At 71.7% G+C, this 21,359-nt stretch carries 15 protein-coding genes; 12 read left to right on the top strand and 3 right to left on the bottom strand.

Annotated elements, in window-relative coordinates; translation table 11 throughout:
• Positions 1-21: 21 nt before the first annotated feature.
• The 4 genes from AB0A90_RS17710 (at position 22) to malQ (ending at position 5,455) form a co-directional block, all read left to right on the top strand.
• Positions 22-1,005: a sugar ABC transporter permease gene (locus AB0A90_RS17710; protein WP_357248474.1), complete on the top strand. Its 984-nt coding sequence runs from the start codon at positions 22-24 to the stop codon at positions 1,003-1,005.
• A 1-nt stretch (position 1,006) separates the two neighbouring features.
• Entirely contained in the window at positions 1,007-1,843 is an 837-nt protein-coding gene (locus AB0A90_RS17705; protein ID WP_357248472.1) for a carbohydrate ABC transporter permease, read from the top strand.
• Positions 1,844-1,853: 10 nt separating this feature from the next.
• The gene (gene ugpC, locus AB0A90_RS17700) at positions 1,854-3,062 is read left to right on the top strand and encodes a sn-glycerol-3-phosphate ABC transporter ATP-binding protein UgpC (RefSeq protein WP_357248469.1); all 1,209 of its coding nucleotides are present in this window, start codon (positions 1,854-1,856) and stop codon (positions 3,060-3,062) included.
• A 257-nt stretch (positions 3,063-3,319) separates the two neighbouring features.
• Entirely contained in the window at positions 3,320-5,455 is a 2,136-nt protein-coding gene (malQ, locus tag AB0A90_RS17695; protein WP_357248467.1) for a 4-alpha-glucanotransferase, read from the top strand.
• Between the two features lie 72 nt (positions 5,456-5,527).
• On the opposite strand, the gene AB0A90_RS17690 is transcribed toward malQ, so the two are convergent.
• The gene (locus tag AB0A90_RS17690; protein WP_357248464.1) at positions 5,528-6,637 is read right to left on the bottom strand and encodes a winged helix DNA-binding domain-containing protein; all 1,110 of its coding nucleotides are present in this window, start codon (positions 6,635-6,637) and stop codon (positions 5,528-5,530) included.
• 138 nt (positions 6,638-6,775) lie between these two features.
• On the opposite strand from AB0A90_RS17690, the gene AB0A90_RS17685 reads away from it, so the two are divergent.
• From AB0A90_RS17685 to wrbA, 4 genes are all read left to right on the top strand, one after another.
• Positions 6,776-7,168, top strand: coding sequence for a hypothetical protein (locus tag AB0A90_RS17685; protein WP_357248461.1), 393 nt, complete (start codon positions 6,776-6,778; stop codon positions 7,166-7,168).
• Positions 7,169-7,231: 63 nt separating this feature from the next.
• Positions 7,232-7,990 carry a HipA family kinase gene (locus tag AB0A90_RS17680; RefSeq protein WP_357248459.1) on the top strand — a complete coding sequence of 253 codons (759 nt, stop codon included), beginning with the start codon at positions 7,232-7,234 and terminating at the stop codon, positions 7,988-7,990.
• Entirely contained in the window at positions 7,987-8,355 is a 369-nt protein-coding gene (locus tag AB0A90_RS17675) for a DUF3037 domain-containing protein (RefSeq protein ID WP_357248456.1), read from the top strand. Before AB0A90_RS17680 ends, AB0A90_RS17675 begins: the two co-directional genes overlap by 4 nt.
• Before the next feature lie 282 nt (positions 8,356-8,637).
• Positions 8,638-9,255: an NAD(P)H:quinone oxidoreductase gene (gene wrbA / locus AB0A90_RS17670; protein ID WP_357248453.1), complete on the top strand. Its 618-nt coding sequence runs from the start codon at positions 8,638-8,640 to the stop codon at positions 9,253-9,255.
• Positions 9,256-9,342: 87 nt separating this feature from the next.
• Here wrbA and AB0A90_RS17665 read toward each other — a convergent pair whose 3' ends face one another.
• Positions 9,343-11,262 (bottom strand): anthranilate synthase family protein, encoded by a 1,920-nt coding sequence (locus tag AB0A90_RS17665; RefSeq protein WP_357248450.1) that lies wholly within the window; start codon positions 11,260-11,262, stop codon positions 9,343-9,345.
• A gap of 209 nt (positions 11,263-11,471) precedes the next feature.
• On the opposite strand from AB0A90_RS17665, the gene AB0A90_RS17660 reads away from it, so the two are divergent.
• The 3 genes from AB0A90_RS17660 (at position 11,472) to AB0A90_RS17650 (ending at position 15,940) form a co-directional block, all read left to right on the top strand.
• Positions 11,472-12,884, top strand: coding sequence for an FGGY family carbohydrate kinase (locus AB0A90_RS17660; RefSeq protein WP_357248448.1), 1,413 nt, complete (start codon positions 11,472-11,474; stop codon positions 12,882-12,884).
• Positions 12,885-12,983: 99 nt separating this feature from the next.
• Complete coding sequence (locus AB0A90_RS17655) at positions 12,984-15,521, top strand: nitrate- and nitrite sensing domain-containing protein (protein WP_357248445.1); 2,538 nt, start codon at positions 12,984-12,986, stop codon at positions 15,519-15,521.
• Positions 15,522-15,526: 5 nt separating this feature from the next.
• Positions 15,527-15,940: a roadblock/LC7 domain-containing protein gene (locus tag AB0A90_RS17650; protein WP_357248782.1), complete on the top strand. Its 414-nt coding sequence runs from the start codon at positions 15,527-15,529 to the stop codon at positions 15,938-15,940.
• 80 nt (positions 15,941-16,020) lie between these two features.
• Here AB0A90_RS17650 and AB0A90_RS17645 read toward each other — a convergent pair whose 3' ends face one another.
• Positions 16,021-17,364: a GH1 family beta-glucosidase gene (locus AB0A90_RS17645; protein WP_357248442.1), complete on the bottom strand. Its 1,344-nt coding sequence runs from the start codon at positions 17,362-17,364 to the stop codon at positions 16,021-16,023.
• 842 nt (positions 17,365-18,206) lie between these two features.
• On the opposite strand from AB0A90_RS17645, the gene AB0A90_RS17640 reads away from it, so the two are divergent.
• Positions 18,207-21,113, top strand: a complete 2,907-nt coding sequence (locus tag AB0A90_RS17640) for a glycoside hydrolase family 48 protein (RefSeq protein ID WP_357248439.1) — start codon at positions 18,207-18,209, stop codon at positions 21,111-21,113.
• Positions 21,114-21,359 lie beyond the last annotated feature (246 nt).

The raw sequence follows: 21,359 nt of genomic DNA, 5'->3' as shown, positions 1-21,359 counted from the left end.
GTCGCGAAAGAAGGTGGCACCGTGAGCATCAACGCCACGCCGACTGGCGCGGACGTCGCCGCGGAGGAGACCCGTGCGCCCGCCGCCGTGCCCACCCAACGCGGCGGTGGCCGTAAGCCGCCGTTGAGCGCGAACAAGAAATCCGAGCGCAGGCTGGGCTGGTTGCTCTGCGCCCCCGCCGCCCTGGTCATGATCCTGGTGACCGCGTACCCGATCCTCTACTCGGTCTGGCTGTCGTTGCAGCGCTACGACCTGCGCTTTCCCGACCAGCGTGAGTTCATCGGCCTGGAAAACTACGTCACGGTGCTCACCAACGAGTTCTGGTGGACCGCGTTCGGGGTGACCGCGCTGATCACGGTGGTCACCGTGGCCGTCGAGCTGGTGCTCGGCATGGGTCTGGCGATCATCATGCACCGCACGCTTGTCGGGCGGGGCATCGTCCGCACCTCCGCGCTCATCCCGTACGGGATCGTCACGGTGGTCGCGGCGTTCTCCTGGCGGTACGCCTGGACGCCCGGCACCGGCTACCTGGCCGACGTGTTCAGTGACGGCGCACCCCTCACCGAGCGGGCCAGCTCGCTGGCGATCATCATGCTCGCGGAGATCTGGAAGACCACCCCGTTCATGGCGCTGCTGCTGATGGCCGGGCTGGCGCTGGTGCCGGAGGACCTGCTCAAGGCGGCCTCCACCGACGGTGCCACCGCCTGGCAGAAGTTCACCAAGGTGATGCTGCCGGTGATGAAGCCGGCGATCCTGGTCGCGCTGCTGTTCCGCACCCTGGACGCGTTCCGCGTCTTCGACAACATCTTCGTGTTGACCGCCGGGGGCAACGAGACCTCGTCGGTGTCGATGCTCGCCTACAACAACCTGATCCGGGGCCTGAACCTCGGCATCGGCTCGACGATGTCGGTGCTGATCTTCATCGCCGTGGCGATCATCGCGTTCGTCTTCGTGAAGCTGTTCGGCACCGCTGCCCCCGGCAGCGACGACGGGGAGAGGCGCTGACATGGCCGTCGAAACCACCACCCGAGCGAAGCTGCGCTGGGGTCTGCTGGACGTCGTCGTGGTCGTCTTCGCGCTCGTCCCGGTGCTGTGGATCGCGTCGCTGTCGTTCAAGACGCCGGCCACCCTCACCGACGGGAACTTCATCCCTCGGGAGTGGACGCTCGACAACTACAAGACGATCTTCGACACCGACCAGTTCGTCCGGGCACTCGTCAACTCGATCGGCATCGCCCTGATCGCCACGCTGATCGCGGTGGTGCTCGGCGCGATGGCCGCGTACGCGATCAGTCGGCTGGACTTCCCCGGCAAGAAGGTGCTGGTCGGCGTCTCCCTGCTGATCGCGATGTTCCCGCAGGTGTCGCTGGTGTCACCGCTGTTCGAGATCGAGCGGACGATCGGCATCTTCGACACCTGGCTCGGGCTGATCACGCCGTACATCACCTTCGCGCTGCCGCTGGCGATCTACACGCTGTCGGCGTTCTTCAAGCAGATCCCGTGGGACCTGGAGAAGGCGGCGAAGATGGACGGCGCCACGCAGGCCCAGGCGTTCCGTCGGGTGATCGCCCCGCTGGCCGCGCCCGGGTTGTTCACCACGGCGATCCTGGTGTTCATCTTCTGCTGGAACGACTTCCTGTTCGCCATCTCGCTGACCTCCACCGAGCGGTCCCGCACGGTGCCGGCCGCGCTGTCGTTCTTCACCGGCGCTTCGCAGTTCGAGGACCCCACCGGGGCGATCTGCGCCGCCGCCGTCGTCATCACCGTTCCGATCATCCTGTTCGTCCTCTTCTTCCAGCGCCGCATCGTGTCCGGCCTGACCTCCGGCGCAGTCAAGGGATAGGTGAGTAGTCATGGCTGACATCGTGCTCGACAAGGTGAGCAAGAGTTTCCCGGACGGGACCGTCGCCGTGCAGGACGTCGACCTGGAGATCGCCGACGGCGAGTTCGTGATCCTGGTCGGCCCCTCGGGCTGCGGCAAGTCCACCACCCTCAACATGATCGCCGGCCTGGAGGACATCAGCTCCGGCGAGCTGCGCATCGGCGGCCAGCGGGTCAACGACAAGGCTCCCCGGGACCGGGACATCGCCATGGTCTTCCAGTCGTACGCCCTGTACCCGAACATGACCGTGCGGGAGAACATGGCGTTCCCGCTGCGGCTGGCGAAGCTGGACAAGGAGACCATCAACCAGAAGGTCGACGAGGCGGCCAAGGTGCTGGAGCTGACCACCCTGCTGGACCGCAAGCCGGCCAACCTCTCCGGCGGGCAGCGGCAGCGGGTGGCGATGGGCCGGGCGATCGTCCGCCAGCCGAAGGCGTTCCTGATGGACGAGCCGCTGTCCAACCTCGACGCCAAACTGCGGGTGCAGATGCGCACGGTGGTGTCCCGGTTGCAGAAGCAGCTCGGCACGACCACCGTCTACGTCACCCACGACCAGACCGAGGCGATGACCCTCGGCGACCGCGTGGTGATCATGCGCGGCGGCGCGGTGCAGCAGGTCGGCCCTCCCCAGGAGCTGTACGACCACCCGCGCAACCTCTTCGTGGCCGGCTTCATCGGCTCTCCGTCGATGAACTTCCTGCACGCCGCCGTACAGGACGGCAGCCTGCACACGGCCCTGGGTGACGTGCCGCTCGGCGACCGGGTCCGCCGCGAGCTGGAGGCGGCCGACGCACCTCGGGAGCTGATCCTCGGCATCCGCCCCGAGCACTTCGAGGACGCCGAACTTGTCGACGACGACACCCGCCGCCGGGGCATGGAGTTCGAGGCGCCTGTCGACATCGTCGAGTCGATGGGCTCGGACAAGTACGTCTACTTCACCGTGGAGGGCGAGAAGGCCAGCGCCGCCGAACTGGAGGAGTTGGCCGCCGACGCGGGTGCCGCCGACTTCGCCGGTGCGGGTGGCAACCTGGTGACCCGGCTGTCCGCGGAGTCACCGGTGGCCGAGGGACAGTCCCGCCGGGTCTGGTTCAACCTGGAGAAGATCCATCTGTTCGACCCGGCGACCGGCCGCAACCTGACCCTCCACGAGGGCCGAGCAGCCGGCGCGCTCGCCGACTGACAAGGTCCTCTGCGTGTAGGCCCGTCCGGCCCGGGGCAGGCCGGACGTGTCGATCATGGAGTTGTGGTGCCGGGTCCGGGGGCTTACGGGCGTTTTGTTACCCACCACAACTCCTTGATCGGCGAGGCGAGGCTAGGCGAGGCGAGGCTAGGCGAGGCGAGGCGGCGCGGCTGGCGGCGGGGGTGGTCCCGCCCGCCCTGCGCCGCGCCGCCGGTCGTGGGAAGGTGTTTGGGTCGCTTTGTGAGGCGGGGGGCGGAATGGACCGACGATTGACCGCGCTGGCCAAGGCGCACGGCGTGTCCACCTGGTACGAGGACTGGCGACACCGTCGCGTCGAGGTCGCACCGGAAACCGTCGTGGGCGTGCTCGGACTGCTCGGCGTGGACGCCACCAGCCCGACCGCGGTGGCCGACGCGCTCGCCGCCGCCCGCGCGGTCGACCGGAGCGCGCTGCCGGCGACCGTGGTGCTCACCCACGGCGCGACCCGGGCGCTGCCCGGCCCGGGTGTGGTGACCCTGGAGGACGGCGGCCGGCGTGCCGTCGACAGTGAGCTGCCGGGGGACCTGCCGCTGGGCTGGCACCGGTTGAGCTGCGCCGGCCGGGAGGTGACGCTGGTCGTGGTGCCCCGTCGGCTGCCCGTACCGCCGCACACCTGGGGTTGGATGCTCCAGCTCTACGCGCTCAGCTCGGAACGCTCCTGGGGCATGGGCGACCTCGGCGACCTCGCCGACTTCACCGGCTGGGCCGGGGCCACCGGCGCCGGGCTGGTGCTGCTCAACCCCCTGCACGCGGTCGGGCCGGCGCACCCGGTCGCCGCATCCCCCTACTCGCCGGCCAGCCGCCGCTTCGTCAACCCGCTCTACCTGCGCGTCAGCGACACCGCCGCGTACACCGCGGCGGACCCGGCGACCCGGGCCGTGGTCGACGCCCTGCGCCCCGACCGTGGGGACCTGATCGACTACGACCAGGTGTGGACGGCCAAGCGGCACGCCCTGGAGCTGCTGCACCCGTACGCCCAGCCGGTCGACCTCGACGCGGACCCGGCGCTGGCGAGCTTCGCCACCTGGTGCGCCCTGGCCGAGCGGCACGGCAACGACTGGCGGGCCTGGCCGGCGGAGCTGCACCACCCGGACGCCCCGGCGGTCGCCGAGCAGCGCCGCCAGCTCGCCGACCGGGTGGCCTTCCACGCCTGGCTGCAACACCTGTGCGACGAGCAGCTCGACGCCGTCACGGCGGCGGCTCGCGCCGCCGGGATGCCGGTCGGCGTGGTGCACGACCTGGCCGTCGGCATCGACCCGGGCGGCGCGGACGGCTGGCAGCTCGCCGATGTGCTGGCCCAGGGCGTCCGGGTCGGCGCGCCGCCGGACGACTTCAACCAGCTCGGCCAGGACTGGGGGCTCGCCGCGTGGCGCCCGGACCGGCTGGCCGCGACCGGGTACGCCGCGTACCGGGACATGTTGCGCCGGACCCTGCGACACGCGGGCGGCCTGCGGGTCGACCATGTCGCCGGCCTGTGGCGGTTGTGGTGGGTGCCGCCGGGCGGCGGGGCCGCCGAGGGCACCTACGTGCGCTACGACGCCGAGGCCATGCTCGGCATCCTCGCGCTGGAGGCGCACCGTGCCGGCGCCGTGGTGGTCGGCGAGGATCTGGGTACGGTCCAACCGGCGGTGACCCGTGGCCTGCGCGGGCGCAACATGCTCGGCTCGACGGTGCTGTGGTTCGCCCGCGACGACCAGGGTGACTTCGTCCCACCGGCCCGGTGGCCGCGCAACGCTCTCGCCACGATCTCCACCCACGACCTGCCGACCGCGCCGGGCTTCCTCACCGGCGAGCACGTGCGGGTACGCGACGACTTGAAGCTGCTCGACACCGACGTGGCGGTGGAGCGGGCTCGCGCCGTCGCCGACCGGGAGCGCCTGCTCACGATGCTGCGGACCGAGCGCCTCCTGCCCGACCCGGCCACGGCACCCGACCCGGCCACGGCACCCGACCCGGCCACGGCGCCCGACCCGACCACGGCACCCGACCCGGCCGCGGCACCCGACCCGGCCGCGACCTCCGATCCGGCGCTGGACCGGCAGGCCCCAACAGCCCACGACGGCGAGGTGGTGGTGGCGATGCACGCCGCGCTCGCGGCAAGCCCGTCCCGGCTGCTCGGCGTCTCCCTCTACGACGTGCTGGGCGAGGTACGCCAGCCCAACCTGCCGGGCACTGTCGACGAATACCCGAACTGGCGGTTGCCGTTGCCCTCCGGCGTGGCGCAGATCCGCGCGGACCCCCGGGTGGCCCGGGTCGTCGACCTGCTCAACACGGCGCGTCCACGACCGGGTGACGCGCGGCCGGCACGCCCACGATCGGGTGACGAACTACCGGCGCGCCCGGCCGAGGACTGACGCCCCCGACCGGACCGGACCGGCCAAGCCGGACCAGGCAAAGCCGGCCAGACGGACCGGGGTGAGCAGTGCTCAGGTCGGCCAGTCGAAGCGGGGCGGCAGCCCGAGGTAGTCGGCGTACCGCTGTAGTGCCTGCTCGACGCGTGCCCGCTCGTCGGCCGCCATCGGGGTCAGCGGCTGGACCGTGATGGTGACGGCGGCCCGGCCCACCTTGCGCTTCCACACGCCCACCACCCGGCCGGCGCGGACCACGGTCGCCTGGAAGATGCCGTTGTTGCCCGGCACCACGGCCGCCTGGTGCGCCGGGTCGAGCATCAGCGTGCGATCCCGGTAGCCGAGCAGGTACTCGTCGAAGCCCGGCAGCGCCAGCACGTCATCGGGTGGGGTGCGCGGCGCACCGGCCAGCGCCGCGTCGATGTGCATCGGTGCGCCGTCGATTCGTACCGTGCTCAGCAGGTCGCCGGCCGCGGCCAGGCCGCGCCGGGCGTCGGTCAGGGTGAGGCCGGTCCAGCCGGCGAACTCGCGGTCGGTGACCGGCCCGTGCCCCCGGACGTAGCGGTGGGCGAGCAGGGCCAGCGCCTCGTCCCGCTCCAGCCGACGTTGCTCCGGCGCCCACTCGTCGAGCAGGGCGAAGGTCTGGTCGGTGCCGACGTTCGGTGCCACACAGGTCACTCCGCGCACACTCGCGTACCAGAGCAGGTGGTAGCCGCGTTGTCCGTCGGTGCCCAGGCCGGCCTCGCGTAGGGTCGCCAGGCACTGTGTACGGGTGAGCCGGCCGCCGCCGGTCAACGCGGTGCCGAGGACATCCACCGCCCGATCCGCGTCGGCCTCGGTGAGCCCGAGCTGTGCCCGGCGGGTCGCCGCTCCGGCCAGCGAACGAACGCCGGTCAGCTCCAGCATCCAGCGGGCGTCGGCGGGTGGGACGAGGTGCACGGTGCCCCGCATCGGCCAGGTGCGCAGCGCCTCGCGCCGCTCCAGGGCCGCCTGCACGTCCGCGACGGTCCGGCCAGCCAGCCGCGCGCCCAGTGACCACAGCCCACTGGCCAGGTCCTGTGCCTGCATCGCGCCGAACCACTCGACGACATCGGCGACACCAGCGGGTCGGGTGCTCGGATGCGGGCGCAGCAGCAGGCTGGTCATCCGCAGACCGAGCGCCTCGGATGCGGTGAGCTCCCCGGTCATCGGGCTCCTTCCCCGGAGGTTGCCGCGTCAGGGTAGGCCACCCCACCGACAGCACCACCTCGGGTGGCATAACCGCAGGTCCAGAGGGAAGGCGGCCGACCGGAAGTACGCGAGCCGCGCGTACGAAAGGGGAGTCTCATGACTGCCGCAAGCGAACCGGCACGGGGTGCCGGCGTATCGACCGGGTCCCGGGCACACCGGGCGTCCACCGACGCCAAGACCAGCGCGGCCGCCACCTTCGCACTGGTCTTCGGGGTGGCCGGCCTGTTCAGTGTGTTGACCGCGATCCTCGCCTGGCTGGGGCTGGTGCTCGGCATCATCGGGATCATCCTCGGCATCGTCGGCCTCAAGATGGCACGCCGACCAGGGGTGACCGGCCGCGGCGTGTCGATCGGCGGTCTGGTGCTCAGCATCCTGGCGGTGCTGATCGGTCTGGGCCTCGCCGCGGGCATCACCACCTTCGTCAACAACGAGAACGCGGTGGACCGCCTGCAGACCCAGGTCGACAAGCTGCGCGACAAGATCGACTGACCGCGCGTCCCGGTCTGGGGCGGCCCGCCACCCGTCCCGGCCGGTCCCAGTAGGGTGGGCGGCGTGCTCCGCCAGGTCACCGCCATCCGCTACGTCACCCCGCTGCGCGAGGGTGGGTCGCTGCCGGGCGTGGTGGAGGCCGACGACCTGGGCACGTACGTGGCGAAGTTCCGCGGCGCCGGTCAGGGACCCAAGGCGCTGATCGCCGAGGTGATCTGCGGCGAGTTGGCCCGCCGTCTGGAGCTGCGGGTGCCCCCGCTGGTCGTGCTCGACATCGACCCGGTCATCGGGCGAGCCGAGCCCGACCAGGAGGTGCAGGAGTTGCTGCGCAACAGCGGCGGGGCCAACCTGGGGATGGACTTCCTGCCCGGGGCGCTGGGCTTCGACCCGCTGGCGCACCCCGTCGACCCGGTGCTGGCCTCCCGGGTGCTCTGGTTCGACGCGTACGTGGAGAACGTCGACCGGAGTTGGCGCAACCCCAACCTGCTGGTCTGGCACCGGGAGTTGTGGCTGATCGACCACGGGGCCTCGCTGTACTTCCACCACAACTGGCCGCGGGCCGAGGCGGCCGTGCACCGTGCCTACCGGGCTGACGACCACGTGCTCGCGCCGTACGCCTCCCGGCTGGCCGACGCCGACGCCGAGTTGGCGCCCCGGGTCACCCCGGAGTTGCTCACCGAGGTGCTGGCGCTGGTGCCGGGGGAGTGGCTGACCGCCGCCGACTTCGAGACGGCCGACGCCGCTCGCGCCGCGTACCTGGCACATCTGTCCCGCCGGGTCGCCCGCACCGCCGACTGGCTGCCGCAGGGGAGCGCGGCATGAGGCACCCCTTCGAGTACGCGCTGATCCGGCTGGTGCCCCGCATCGAGCGCGGCGAACAGATCAACGTCGGGGTGCTGCTCTACTGCCAACAGCGCGACTTCCTGGCCGCGCGTACGCACCTGGACGCCGACCGGGTCCGCGCGCTGGCGCCGGACGTCGACCTGCCGGCGGTGGCCGCCGTGCTCTCGTCCCTCGACCGGACCTGCTCCGGCGACGGGCCGGCGACCCGGATGCGGCTCGGTGAGCGGTTCCACTGGCTGGCCGCTCCGCGCAGCACGATGATCCAGACCGGGCCGGTGCACACCGGGCTCACCGCCGATCCGGCGGCCGAGCTGGAACGGTTGATGGCGGCCCTGGTCCACTGAGCGGCGGCGGCCCGGGCTCGGCCCCTGATCGCGCTGCGCCAGCTCCGTTGCTGGCGAAGCGCGATCCCCCGTTCAGGTGCTCGGTGCGGGGCGGCGGTTGGTTCCCGCCGGCACCGGTGACATCAGGATCGCGGTCCGTACGGGGCGCGGGGTCGAAACAGTCGGGAAGTTGCGGAAAACTTGAGCCGGCGGACCGGAACAGGGGTCCGCGTGCCCTGCCGTTAGAGGTCGCGCCCAGCGGGTAGTCGCGGGAGCTGACCCGAGACGAGAAGGGGACATCCGATGGCTGCCCAGACCAAGGTAGCGGTGATCTACTACAGCGCCACCAGCATCACGTACCAGATGGCGCAGGCTGTCTGCGAGGCTGCCGGAGATGCCGGCGCCGACGTACGCCTGCGTAAGGTCCGCGAGCTGGCGCCGGACGAGGCGATCCGCTCCAACTCCGGCTGGCAGGCGCATCACCTGGAGACCCAGGACGTTCCCGAGGCGATGGTCGACGACCTGGCCTGGGCCGATGTGGTGATCATGGGTGCTCCGACCCGGTACGGCATGATCGCGGCCCAGTTGAAGCAGTTCATCGACACCACCGGTCCGCTGTGGGCACAGGGTGCGCTGGCCAACAAGGTCTACGCCGCCTTCACCTCGACGGCGACCTCGCACGGCGGGCAGGAGACCACGCTGACCTCGCTCTTCAACGTCTTCTACCACTGGGGTGGCGTCGTGGTCGCCCCCGGCTACACCGACACCAGCCAGTTCATCGCCGGCAACCCGTACGGTGCCTCGCACACGAGCAACAACGGGGAGATCGCCCCGGACGCCGTGGCACTCGGGGCCTGCGCGCTGACCGCCCGACGTGCGGTGCTGCTCGGCACCGCGCTGAAGGCGGGCATGGCCGGCTGACGACGGCAGGCGACCGGTGGCGCGGGCGGGGGCTCTCGGCCCGTCCACGCCACCGGTTGCATCCCGCACTACCCGGCGGCGGGACGGCTATGCGCGCCCGCCCGTGGCGGACAGCTCGTCGGCGCTCGGTGCCGGCAGCAGATCAGTCAACAGCTCGCTGAGCACCGCGAGCCCGTCCGGGCTGAGCACCGACTCCGGGTGGAACTGCACCCCGGCGAAGCCACGCCCCCGCAGGGCGTGCACGGCGCCGTCGCCCGCGTCCCGGGCCAGCTCCACCGGCCCGTACGCGCTGGCCACCCGGTCCTCGTCCGCGCGCGCCGTGAACGTGGAGTAGAACCCCACCCGGCGGTCCCGCCCGAACAGCGACACCTCCCGCTGCGTCCCCTGGTAGGGCGCCTCCCGGCGATGCAGAGCCAGCCCCAGCAGCCCGGCCAGCACCTGGTGGCCGAGGCAGACCGCGAGGGTGGGCCGCCCGGTCGCCAGCAACTCGGTCAGCAACTCCCGCAGCGCCACCATCTTCGGCTCGTCCAGGCTGCCCGGGTCACCCGGCCCGGGGCCGACCACCACCAGGTCGTAGCCGTCGACGGGCCCACCCGCGTGCCACGGCCGCAGGCTCACCGCGAGGCCCAGCGCGCCCAGTTGGTGGGCCAGCATCCCGGTGAAGGTGTCCTCGGCGTCCACGATCAACACTCGGCGGCCGACCAGTCCGGGCAACCCGGACGCGTCCGGCGCCCGCTGGTCCAGCCAGAACCGTGCCAGCGGCGCGTTGCGCGCGGCCAGCGCGTCGCGTACCTCCGGGTCGTCGGCCAGCCGGGCGACCGCGCCGCCGCCGGCGGACGCCGCCGGCCCGAGGCCGAGCGCGGCCAGCACACCGGCGGCCTTGGCGTGCGTCTCTGCCACCTCACCCGCCGCCGTCGAGTGTCGGACCAGGGTGGCGCCCACCGGCACCCGCAGGTGGCCGGTGGGGGAGATCTCGGCGGTACGGATCAGGATCGGTGCGTCCAGCGTCTGCCGACCGGCCTCGTCGTGACCGAGCAGCGCCAGCACCCCGGCGTAGTAGCTCCGGCCGCGGCCCTCGTGCCGGGCGATCACCCGGCAGGCGTTCTCCATCGGGCTGCCGGTCACGGTCGGGGCGAACATCGTTTCCCGAAGCACCTCCCGGACGTCGCGGGTGCCCCGCCCGGCCAGCAGGTACTCGGTGTGCGCCAGGTGCGACATCTCCTTCAGGTACGGGCCGATCACCTGGCCGCCGTCCTCGGCGACGGTGGCCATCATCTTCAGTTCCTCGTCGAGCACCATGTACAGCTCCTCGACCTCCTTCGGGTCGGCGAGGAAGCGCAGCAGCGCCGCCCGGTCCGCGGTGCCGCCGCCGGACCGGAAGGTGCCGCTGATCGGGTTCATCATGACCAGCCCGTCGTCGACGCTCACGTGCCGCTCCGGGCTGGCACCGACAAGCGTCCGGGTGCCGGTGTGCACGACGAACGTCCAGTACGCGCCACGTTCGGCCACCAGCAACCGGCGTAGCGCGGCCAGCGCGGCCACCAGCGGTCGGCCCTGCACGGTGGCGTGCAGGGTGCGGTGGATGACGAAGTTCGCGCCCTCGCCGCGGCCGATCTCCTCGGCGAGCACCCGTTGCACGGTCCGGGCGTACTCCTCGTCGGTGACGTCGAAGGCGGCGTCGCTGGTGCGGACCGGTTCGTCGGGCAGCGTGGCCAGGGCGTCGGCCAGCGCGATCCGCCGATGCTCGCGGACCTGGAGGCACTCCAGCGGAGCGCCGTCGTCGACGCAGGCGAAGCCGCGTTCGGTGATCTGGCGGTACGGCACCAGGGCCAGCGTCCGCGCTCCGGGCGTGCCCGGCGGCAGCGGGATGTCGGCCAGGCGCTCGACGGTGTCGACCGGGCCGGTGAACAACTCCAACTCGTCCGCGCCCTCGCGACGCAGCAACGCGAAGGGTCCCGGGTCGGCGCCGCTGGTCACGGCGGTGAGCAGGTCGGTCAGGTGGGTCATCGAGTGTCTCCGTGGGGCCGGGCGCCGCCGGTCGAGGCGGCCATCCGGGCCGGGGAGATCCGGCGGCCGCCTCGATGGCGGCCGCGTGGATGGAGCTACGCGCGGAGGGTGGCCGCCGGGTCGGCGGGCCACCAGCAGGTCGGATGCGCGAGCATGTGATCCACCCTACGCGCCCGGCGCCCGCCCGGCACCGGGTAACTTGACCGGCGATGAACATTCTCGCGCTCGACCTGGGTACCTCCTCGGTACGCGGGCTCGTGCTGGACCCCGACAGCCGTCCGCTGCCCGGTGCCCTGGCCCGGCGCAAGGTCGACCTCGCCATCGGCGACGACGGCACCGGCACGCTGTCCGGCCCCGGCTACCTCGCCTGCCTGATCGAGTGCCTCGACGAGTTGGCCGACGCGGGGCACCTGCACGACGTGGACCTGGTGGCGGTCTCCGCCCAGTGGCACTCGGTGCTGCCGCTGGACCGCGACGGCACCCCGATGGGTCCGGTGGTCACCTGGCTGGACACCCGGCCCGCGCCGGTCGGCGGTACGGCGGGACCTTCCGACCCGGACGGCTTCCATCAGCGCACCGGCTGCTGGTGGCACCGCTCGTACTGGTCGATGCGCCTGCCCTGGCTGCGCGAGCAGTCCGGCAGCCCGATCGCCCGGTTCGTCGGCCTGCCCGAGTACGTGCTGGGCGAGCTGCTCGACGACGCGCCCATGTCGGTGTCCCAGGCCTCCGGGACCGGTCTGCTCGACCTGCGCACCCTGCGCTGGGACGAGGAGGCGCTGACGCTGGCCGGGGCGCGGTCGGGGGACCTGCCGGTCCTCGGCGGGTTGGACTGGCACGGCCGGCTCCGGGCCGAGAGGGCCCGCCGGTGGCCGCAGCTGGCGCAGGCCCGGTGGTCACCGCCGGTGGGCGACGGTGGGGCGTCGAACGTCGGCTCGGGCTGCGTCGACCCGAGCCGGGCCGCGGTCACCGTGGGCACCTCGGCGGCCGTACGGCTGATGCAGCGCATCCCGGCCGGCGAGCCGATGCCCCGTCTCCCCGAGCGTCTGTGGCGCTACCGGGTCGACCACGACCACGTGGTCACCGGCGCGGCGTACGCCTGCGGCGGCAACCTGTTCGCCTGGGCGAACCGGGAGCTGCGGTTGCCCCAGGGCGCTGAGCTGGACGCGGCGCTGGCGCTGGTGCCGGTGGGCGGTGGCCGACCGGCCGACCCGCGCTTCGGTGGCGACCGGCCGCCCGGTCTGCTGCCGGCGGGCAGCGGGCAGCTCCGCGACCTCAGCTTCAGCACCACCTCGGTGGACATCCTGGCCGGGCTGATGCAGGGCTTGTGTGACCTGGTCGCGGAGGATCTCGCGGTGCTGGAATCCACCATCGACAAACCGGTGGGCGTGGTGCTGGGCGGCGGCGCGGTGGCCGCCTCGGTGTGGTGGCGGCAGGCCTTCGCCGCGGCGCTGGCACCGCGACCGGTGTCGCACCAGCGGAACCCGGAGATCGGTGCCACCGGGGCGGCACTTGTGGCGCTGGGCCGGTTCGGAGACGCGATCGGGCTCGCCGACATCGGCCGGACGGACGAGCTGGTCTTACCGACCACGGCAGGACGTTCCCACCCGCAGTATCCTTCCTGAACCTCCGCGTCGCCCGGGCCGTTGACAGCGCTCCCGAGCCTGGTTGGATGGACTGCGCTCCCCGGACCGCGGTGGACGCGGTAGGACCGAGGAGGCAGGGTGGCGGTGGGTTCCGACCCGGCGAGCGGCACGGTGTCGAGCCACCGCCGACGCCGTTTCGACGTCCGAGTCGTGCCGCATCGGCGTCGGTCACCGTTCCGGCTGCGGGACTGGCGGATGAGCACGAAGCTCGCGACCGTGCTGATGGTGCCGTCGATGGCGTTCCTGGTGCTCGCCGGGGTGCAGACCAGCGCGCTGGTCGGGCGGACGACGGCGTTGAACGACTTCTCCCGCCAGGTCGGGATCGGCCGGCAGATCACCACCGCGGTGCACCAGCTCCAGCAGGAGCGCGACCGCTCGGCCGGGGAGCTGGGTGAGCGGCGCGGGGGCGGCGACCGGGACAACGCGGCGTCCAACCTGAAGCCGTTGCAGACGGTGACCGACCGGGCGATCGTGGACCTGCGTCGGGCCGCCGAGCCGCTCGCGGACGCCGACGCGTCCTGGCGGGTCGCCTACTCCGAGGCGATGGAGGCGTACGACCAGGTTGTCGACATCCGGCCGGCGATCCCGCCGGCGGTGCTCAGCAGCGACACGATCCTGAGCAACTACCACCGGGCGATCAGCGCGATGCTCGACCTGCTGGCCGAGCCGACCCCTGGTCAGGACCAGCCCGCGTTGAACAACGCGGTCCTGCGCTACGTGCAGCTGGCCCGGGTCAAGGAACTCTCCTCCCGGCTGCGCGCCCAGCTCTACGCCGCCTCCCGCGCCGGCGGGTACGGCACCGAGGACCGGGTGCTCCTCGCGGACCTGCGCGGCCAGCAGTTGACCGCGCTCGGCGCGTTCCGGGTGGCCGCGACCGACGACCAGATCCGCCGCTACGACGAGACCACGGTGACCCCGGAGTTCCAGGTCGCCACACGGCTGGAGGAACGCAGCCTGCCGGCCAGCGACGCGCCGCCGAAGGTGCTGCCGTCGGAGCAGTGGTGGGCGGCCAGCCAGCAGCGCCAGGACCTGTTGCGCCAGCTCGAGGCGGGGGTGCTGGACGACGCGGTGCGGCAGGCCGACGATGCCAGCAGCGGTCAGCTTCGGACCACCCTGCTGGTCGTCGGCGGCATCGTCGTGGTCCTGCTGGTCGCCCTGCTGATCTCGTTGCTCATCGGACGGTCGGTGGCCCGTTCGATGCGGCTGTTGCGGAGTCAGGCGCTCCGGATCGCGCAGGTCGAGCTGCCGGACGCGCTGGACCGCCTCAAGACCGTCACCGGCGGGGTGCCCGCCATCGACGTCGCGCCCGCGGTGGTCCGCTCGCTCGACGAGATCGGCGAGCTGGCCGAGGCGTTCGTGGCGGTGCACCGCAGCGCCGTCACCGTCGCCGTCGAGCAGGCGCTCATGCGGCGCAACGTCAACGCGATGTTCGTCAACCTGGCCCGCCGCAGCCAGGTGCTCGTGGAACGCCAACTGGAGCTGCTGGACGACCTGGAGCGTGAGGAGAGCGACCCGGACCAGTTGGAGAACCTGTTCAAGCTCGATCACCTGGCCGCGCGCATGCGCCGCAACGACGAGAGCCTGCTGGTGCTCGCCGGCACCGACTCGACCCGACGGTGGAACCGGCCGGTCGGGATCGGTTCGATGTTGCTGGCCGCCGCCGCGGAGATCGAGCAGTACCAGCGGGTCCGCATCGAGTCGGTGTCCGACGGGTATGTGGTCGGGCACGCCGTCGGCGAGCTGGTGCACATGTTGGCCGAGTTGCTGGAGAACGCCACCGCCTTCTCCCGCCCGGACACCCTCGTGGTGGTGACCGCCAGGGTCGAGGCCGCGACCGCGCTGATCGAGATAGTCGACAGTGGTCTCGGCATGAGCCCGGCCGCGCTGGCCGAGGCGAACGCGGTGCTGGCCAGCCCTCCGGCCGCGGATGTCGCGGCGGTGGAGCGGATGGGTCTGTTCGTGGTCAGCCACCTGGCCGCCCGGCTGGGCGTCAGCGTGCGCCTCGACGGGGGCCAGGACGGCCTGGTCGCCCGGCTCGTGCTGCCCGCGGTGCTGTTGGCGCCGGAGGGTCCGGCGGAGCTGGATCCACCCGCGCCGGCGCGGATGCTGGCGACGAGCGCTGCGCGGGAGATGGTGGCGCCGCCCGGGGGCGCCCGGGAGGCAGACGCCCCGGGAGTGGGCTTCGGTGCCCGGGACCTGCCGGTGGCCGGCCGGCGGCCGGGGGCGGCCGTGCCGCGTCAGGCCCGTCCGGTGCCGGTGCGTTCCGAGGACGTGCTGACCCCGGCCGGCGATCCCGGCGCAGGGGCGGGCTGGTGGTCGCGACAGGGTCCGTCCGCTCCGGCGGTGCCCGCCGCGGCGGTGCCACCGGCCATCCCGGTGACCGCCGGCACGAACGAGCGCGGACTTCCGGTGCGGGTGCCGATGGCGCAGTTGAGCGCGGTCACCCGTACGGCACAACCGACCTCGGCGCCGAACCGCGTCGACCTGGACCCGGAAGCGGTCGGTGGCATGCTCTCCCGGCTCTACAGCGGGGTGCGGCGCGCCGAGGCCGAGGACACCACCGAGATTTCCGGGCCACCGCCCGGGGCGCACGACGAAGGGGGACGACGACAGTGACGACGTTGAGCCAGGAGGCGCGTGACCTGAGTTGGCTGGTGAGCGCGTTCGCGGACCGGGTGCCGGGCGTGGCGCACGCGGTGGTGGTCTCCTCGGACGGGTTGCTGGTGGCGATCTCCGATCATCTGCCGCGCGACAACGCGGACAAGCTCGCGGCGGTGACCTCCGGGCTGATGAGCATCACGGCGGGCGCGGCGCAGATGTTCGACGGCGATATCGTCAAGCAGACGGTGGTCGAGATGGGCCGCGGCTACTTCCTGGTGATGCAGATCCGCGACGGTTCGATCCTGGCCACCCTGGCCGCCGGGGACGCGGACATCGGTGTGGTGGGTTACGAGATGGCCCGGCTGGCCAAGCAGGCGGGGGAGATGCTCACCCCGGCGCTGCGAGCGGAGTTGCAGCAGGCGCTGCCCCGCTGAGCGGCCGGTCCGGGACCCGGACGGTCACCGGCTCACCCGAGCCGAGCCGTCCGGGCCCGGCACTCCGGGTGGCGGCCCGCTCAGAAGCCGCCGTCGGTGATGACGGAGCGGTACCAGGTGGCGCTGCTCTTGAGCACCCGCCGCTGGGTCGGGTAGTCCACGTAGACAAGCCCCCAGCGCTGGTCGTATCCGGCGTCCCACTCGAAGTTGTCGAGCAGCGACCAGACGTGGAAGCTCTCCAGTGGCACCCCGGCGGCGATGGCCCGGTGCACGGCGGTGAGGTGGTCGCGCAGGAAGCTGATCCGGCCGGTGTCCTGGACGGTGTCGTCCGCCCCCAGCGTGTCCGCCGTGGGCAGGCCGTTCTCGGTGATGGTGAGGGGAATCGGGCCGTAGTCACGGGTGACCCGGGTCAGCAGGTCGTACATCCCGTCGGGGTAGATCTGCTGCCACTCGGCCACCGAGGTCGACCAGCGTCGTACGGTGCCGCCGTCGCCGGTGACGTAGATCGGCGTGTAGTACTGAACGGCCAGCAGGTCGATCGGCGCCGAGATGATCTTCAGGTCGCCGTCGCGGATGCCCTGGACCATCCGGCTCTGCGGACCCAGGTCGGCCAGCAGGTCCTCCGGGTAGCTGCCCTTGAGCAGGGAGTCGAGGTAGAGGCGGTTCTCGTAGCCGTCGTAGAGGTGGGCGGCGGCGGCTGCCTGCGGGGAGTCGTCGGCGGGGTAGCAGGGGTGCAGGTTGAGCGCGGGGCCGATCCGGCTGTCGCTGCCGCTGGCCCGCAGCGTGCCGACGGCGAGACCGTGCGCGAGTTGCAGGTGGTGGGCGACCAGGTAGGCGGCGTCCGGGTCCTGTCGGCCGGGGGCGTGGTGACCGGTGAGGTAGCCGTTCTGCACCACGGTCTTGGGCTCGTTGATGGTGAGCCACGCCGGCACCCGGTCGCCCAGGGCGCGGAAGAGCACGTCGGCGTAGTCGGCGAAGCGGTGGGCGGTGTCGCGTGACTCCCAGCCGCCGGCGTCCTGCAGTGCCTGCGGGAGGTCCCAGTGGAACAGGGTGGCCATCGGGGCGATGCCCCGCTCGTGCAGGCCGTCGATGAGCCGGCGGTAGAAGTCGAGCCCGCGCTGGTTGGGCAGGCCGCTGCCGTCGGGCTGGATCCGTGGCCAGGAGATGGAGAAGCGGTAGCTGCGCAGCCCGAGGTCGCGCATGAGGTCGAGGTCCTCGGCGTACCGGTGGTAGTGGTCGGCGGCCACGTCGCCGGTGTCGCCGTTACGGGTGCTGCCCGGGACGCGGCTGAAGGTGTCCCAGACGGACTCTCCGCGCCCGTCCTCCTTCGCGGCGCCCTCGATCTGGTACGCCGAGGTGGCCGCGCCCCAACCGAAGTTGTCGGGGAAGCGCAGTGGGCCGGCGGGCCCGGTAGGTATCGACATGGATTCTCCTCGTGGATACGGGGCCACCGCCGAGATTCGGGAGCGCTCCCAGAATAGGCCAGGGGCGGCCGGCCCGGTCAGCTGGCCGTCATGGCGGCCGGCGGTGGCGGGTCGAGGCGGTTGGAGGCCCCAGACAGCGAACAAGGCCGCCGGGCGGCGCGGCGCGCCTGTCCCGTCGGCCTCTTTTCCCATCGTGTACGGGGGTTTAGTGTGGGGACGGGGGAGGGCAACCCCCGTCCCCACCGTAACTGCACACACACGGGCGGAATTTGGGTCCTGCCGTGCGTGTCGCGCGGGAGCCGGGCCACGCGAGTGGCTCTGGTTCCACCTCCCTCCGTAAGGCGGGACGATGGCTGACGACGGCGTCCGGGCTGGCCCGTCGTCGGCCCTCGGGTTGGTTCGCCGGGCCCGTCAGAAACGACCCCAGCGATCTTCTTGTTGGAACCTTGTCGATGGAAGCGCTCCCATCGACCGATGTTGCGACTGTAACGCCCGTCACCGCTTTGTGAAAGACCCAAAACGAGATCGAAACAACGGGCTGAACGAGTGGCGTGTGCGCTTGTTGTGGGAGCGCTTCCATGGCAGACTGTCGATTCAACGCGACAGGAGCCACATCGCGTGAGCGCGGGTTCACCGAGGGCAGCCGGCAGCACGATCCCGGTCACGGTCACCCGATCGCAGCCGGCGGGACCCCCTCCCGTGCGGGCCGCACCGCCCTACCCCGGCCGGGCCCGGGGGAGACCACCTTCCCGGCGCCTCGAATCTCCCGCGGACCACCACCCTCGCGGGCAGGCGCCTTCGCCGGGGACCGTCCCGGCCTGGTCCGAGGAGACACCGCGCACATGAGACAACTGGCAAGACGCCGTCGAGTGGCGATCATCGCTGCCGCCGCGCTCGCCGCCGGCGGGGTGACCCTGCCCGCCGGCGCCGCACAGGCCGCGCCCGCCTGCGACGTGGTCTACGCGACCAACGACTGGAACACCGGCTTCACCGCGAACGTGACGATCAAGAACCTGGGCGATCCGATCAGCAACTGGACGCTCAAGTGGACCTTCCCGAACAGCGGCCAACGGGTCGTCCAGGGTTGGTCGGCCAAATACAGCCAGACCGGCAGCGAGGTCACCGCGACGAACGAGTCGTACAACGGCAACCTCGCCGCCGGGGCCTCCACCACGATCGGCTTCAACGGCGCCCACTCGGGCAGCAACCCGAAGCCCACCTCGTTCACGCTCAACGGCACCCCGTGCAACGGCACCCCGGCCAACCTGCCGCCGACGGTCTCGCTCGGCCTGCCGACCGGGCCGTTCACCGCGCCGGCCGACGTGCCGCTGACCGCCACCGCCAGTGACCCGGACGGGACGATCAGCAAGGTCGAGTTCTACCGCAACGGCCTGCTGATCAACACCGACACCTCCGCGCCGTACGCCTACACGCAGGAGGACCTGCCGGCCGGCAGCTACACCGTCCAGGCCAAGGCGTACGACAACGCCAACGGCATCGGGGTCGACGAGAAGGCGTTCACCGTCGGTGCCGCCAACGGCCCGACACTCGTCGCCACGCCGTCCGCGGTGAGCGTCAGCGAGGGTGGCACCTCCACCTTCAACCTGAAGCTCAGCGCCGCGCCGACGGCCAACGTGCCGGTCACCCTCACCCGCACCGGCGACACCGACGTCACGGTCTCGCCGAGCACCGCCACGCTGACCCCGAGCAACTGGAACACCGGGGTCACCGTCACGGTCGCCGCGGCGGAGGACACCGACACCCTCGGTGGCGCCGCCACCATCACCGCGTCCGCCACCGGTCTCGCCTCGCTGGCGGTCACCGCCACCGAGATCGACAACGACACCCCCGGCGGCGACAACACCTACATCGCGAAGTTCCTCGAGCAGTACGGCAAGATCAAGAACTCGGGCTACTTCAGCCCCGAGGGCGTGCCGTACCACTCGGTGGAGACGCTCATCGTCGAGGCGCCCGACCACGGGCACGAGACGACCTCGGAGGCGTTCAGCTTCTGGCTGTGGCTGGAGGCGAACTACGGACGCGTCACCCAGAACTGGGCGCCGTTCAACAACGCCTGGACGGTGATGGAAAAATATATAATTCCGAATCATTCAGACCAGCCAACTGCTGGGTCCGCCGGGACTCCGCAGTACGCCGCGGAGTACAACCTGCCCAGCCAGTACCCGTCGGCGTTGAACGCGAACATCCCGGTCGGGCAGGACCCGCTGCGTGCGGAGCTGCAGTCCACCTACGGCACCGGCGACATCTACGGCATGCACTGGCTGATGGACGTCGACAACACCTACGGCTTCGGTCGCTGCGGTGACGGCACCACCAAGCCGGCGTACATCAACACCTTCCAGCGGGGCACCCAGGAGTCGGTGTGGGAGACCATCCCGCAGCCGTCCTGCGACACCTTCAAGCACGGCGGTCAGTACGGCTACCTCGACCTGTTCGTCAAGGACACCGGTGCCCCCGCCAAGCAGTGGAAGTACACGAACGCCCCGGACGCCGACGCCCGCGCGGTGCAGGCCGCGTACTGGGCGCTGACCTGGGCCAAGGCGCAGAACAAGCAGGCCGACGTCGCGGCCACCATCACCAAGGCCGCCAAGATGGGCGACTACCTGCGGTACGCGATGTTCGACAAGTACTTCAAGAAGATCGGCAACTGCGTCGGGGCCAGCACCTGCCCCGCCGGCACCGGCAGGGATTCGGCGCACTACCTGCTGTCCTGGTACTACGCCTGGGGCGGCGCGTACGACACCAGCCAGAACTGGTCCTGGCGGATCGGCTCCAGCCACAACCACTTCGGCTACCAGAACCCGTTCGCGGCCTGGGCGCTGACCAACACCCCGGAGCTCAAGCCGCAGTCGTCGACCGCGGTCGCCGACTGGACCAAGAGCTTCGAACGGCAGCTGGAGTTCTACACCTGGCTCCAGTCCGCCGAGGGCGGCATCGCCGGTGGCGCCACCAACAGCTGGGACGGCAGTTACGCCCAGCCGCCGGCCGGCACCAGCACCTTCTACGGCATGTTCTACGACGTCGACCCGGTCTACAACGACCCGCCGTCCAACCAGTGGTTCGGCATGCAGGCCTGGTCGATGCAGCGCATCGCCGAGCTGTACCTGCAGACCGGCAACGCGAAGGCCAAGGCGCTGCTGGACAAGTGGGTGCCGTGGGCGATCGCCAACACCACCCTGGGCGCCAACTGGTCGATCCCGTCGGACATGGCGTGGACCGGTCAGCCGACCACCTGGAACCCGTCCAACCCGCAGCCCAACACCGGCCTGCACGTCGAGGTGATCAGCAAGGGCCAGGACGTCGGCGTCGCCGCCGCCTACGCCCGGATCCTGATCGCGTACGCGGCCAAGTCGGGTGACGCGGCGGCCAAGACGACCGCCAAGGGGCTGCTCGACGGGCTGTCCGCCGCCGCCGACGCCAAGGGTGTCTCCACCACGGAGAAGCGTGGCGACTACCGGCGCTTCGACGACACCTACAACGCCTCCACCGGGCAGGGCGTCTACGTCCCGCCGGGCTGGACCGGGAAGATGCCGAACGGCGACACCATCGCCGCCGGCAAGAGCTTCCTGGACCTCCGGTCCTTCTACAAGAACGACCCGGACTGGCCGAAGGTGCAGGCGTACCTGGACGGTGGCGCGGAGCCCAGCTTCAACTACCACCGGTTCTGGGCACAGGCGGACGTCGCCATGGCGTACGCCGACTACGGCAGCCTGTTCCCGAACGGCTGACGACGACCCGGGGTGGGTGGCGTGGACCGCCCACCCCGGGATTCGGCCGGGGTCCGAGGAACGACGGACCCCGGCCGGCGGACGGCCTGACACCCACGGTCAGGCCGGGGTGGGCCAGCCATCTGGCCGACGCAGCGGATCGGCTGGCCCACCCCACCGCCCGGACTGGAGCCAACCGCGAAAAAGCCCAGAAATTCGGGCCGTCACGGGATCACGCCGAGGTCCGCAACGGAGTAACGTACGTCA

The organism is Micromonospora sp. NPDC049204 (genome assembly GCF_040647935.1).
Taxonomy (GTDB): Bacteria; Actinomycetota; Actinomycetes; order Mycobacteriales; family Micromonosporaceae; genus Micromonospora.
The sequence above is the reverse complement of the archived record's forward strand: the minus strand, read 5'-3'. Positions and strand labels throughout refer to the sequence as shown.

Coding starts and splice junctions, on each gene's coding strand:
- AB0A90_RS17705 (WP_357248472.1), top strand. CDS start 1,007: ATGGCCGTCGAAACCACCACCCGAGCGAAGCTGCGCTGGGGTCTGCTG.
- ugpC (WP_357248469.1), top strand. CDS start 1,854: ATGGCTGACATCGTGCTCGACAAGGTGAGCAAGAGTTTCCCGGACGGG.
- malQ (WP_357248467.1), top strand. CDS start 3,320: ATGGACCGACGATTGACCGCGCTGGCCAAGGCGCACGGCGTGTCCACC.
- AB0A90_RS17690 (WP_357248464.1), bottom strand. CDS start 6,637: ATGACCGGGGAGCTCACCGCATCCGAGGCGCTCGGTCTGCGGATGACC.
- AB0A90_RS17685 (WP_357248461.1), top strand. CDS start 6,776: ATGACTGCCGCAAGCGAACCGGCACGGGGTGCCGGCGTATCGACCGGG.
- AB0A90_RS17675 (WP_357248456.1), top strand. CDS start 7,987: ATGAGGCACCCCTTCGAGTACGCGCTGATCCGGCTGGTGCCCCGCATC.
- wrbA (WP_357248453.1), top strand. CDS start 8,638: ATGGCTGCCCAGACCAAGGTAGCGGTGATCTACTACAGCGCCACCAGC.
- AB0A90_RS17665 (WP_357248450.1), bottom strand. CDS start 11,262: ATGACCCACCTGACCGACCTGCTCACCGCCGTGACCAGCGGCGCCGAC.
- AB0A90_RS17660 (WP_357248448.1), top strand. CDS start 11,472: ATGAACATTCTCGCGCTCGACCTGGGTACCTCCTCGGTACGCGGGCTC.
- AB0A90_RS17645 (WP_357248442.1), bottom strand. CDS start 17,364: ATGTCGATACCTACCGGGCCCGCCGGCCCACTGCGCTTCCCCGACAAC.
- AB0A90_RS17640 (WP_357248439.1), top strand. CDS start 18,207: ATGAGACAACTGGCAAGACGCCGTCGAGTGGCGATCATCGCTGCCGCC.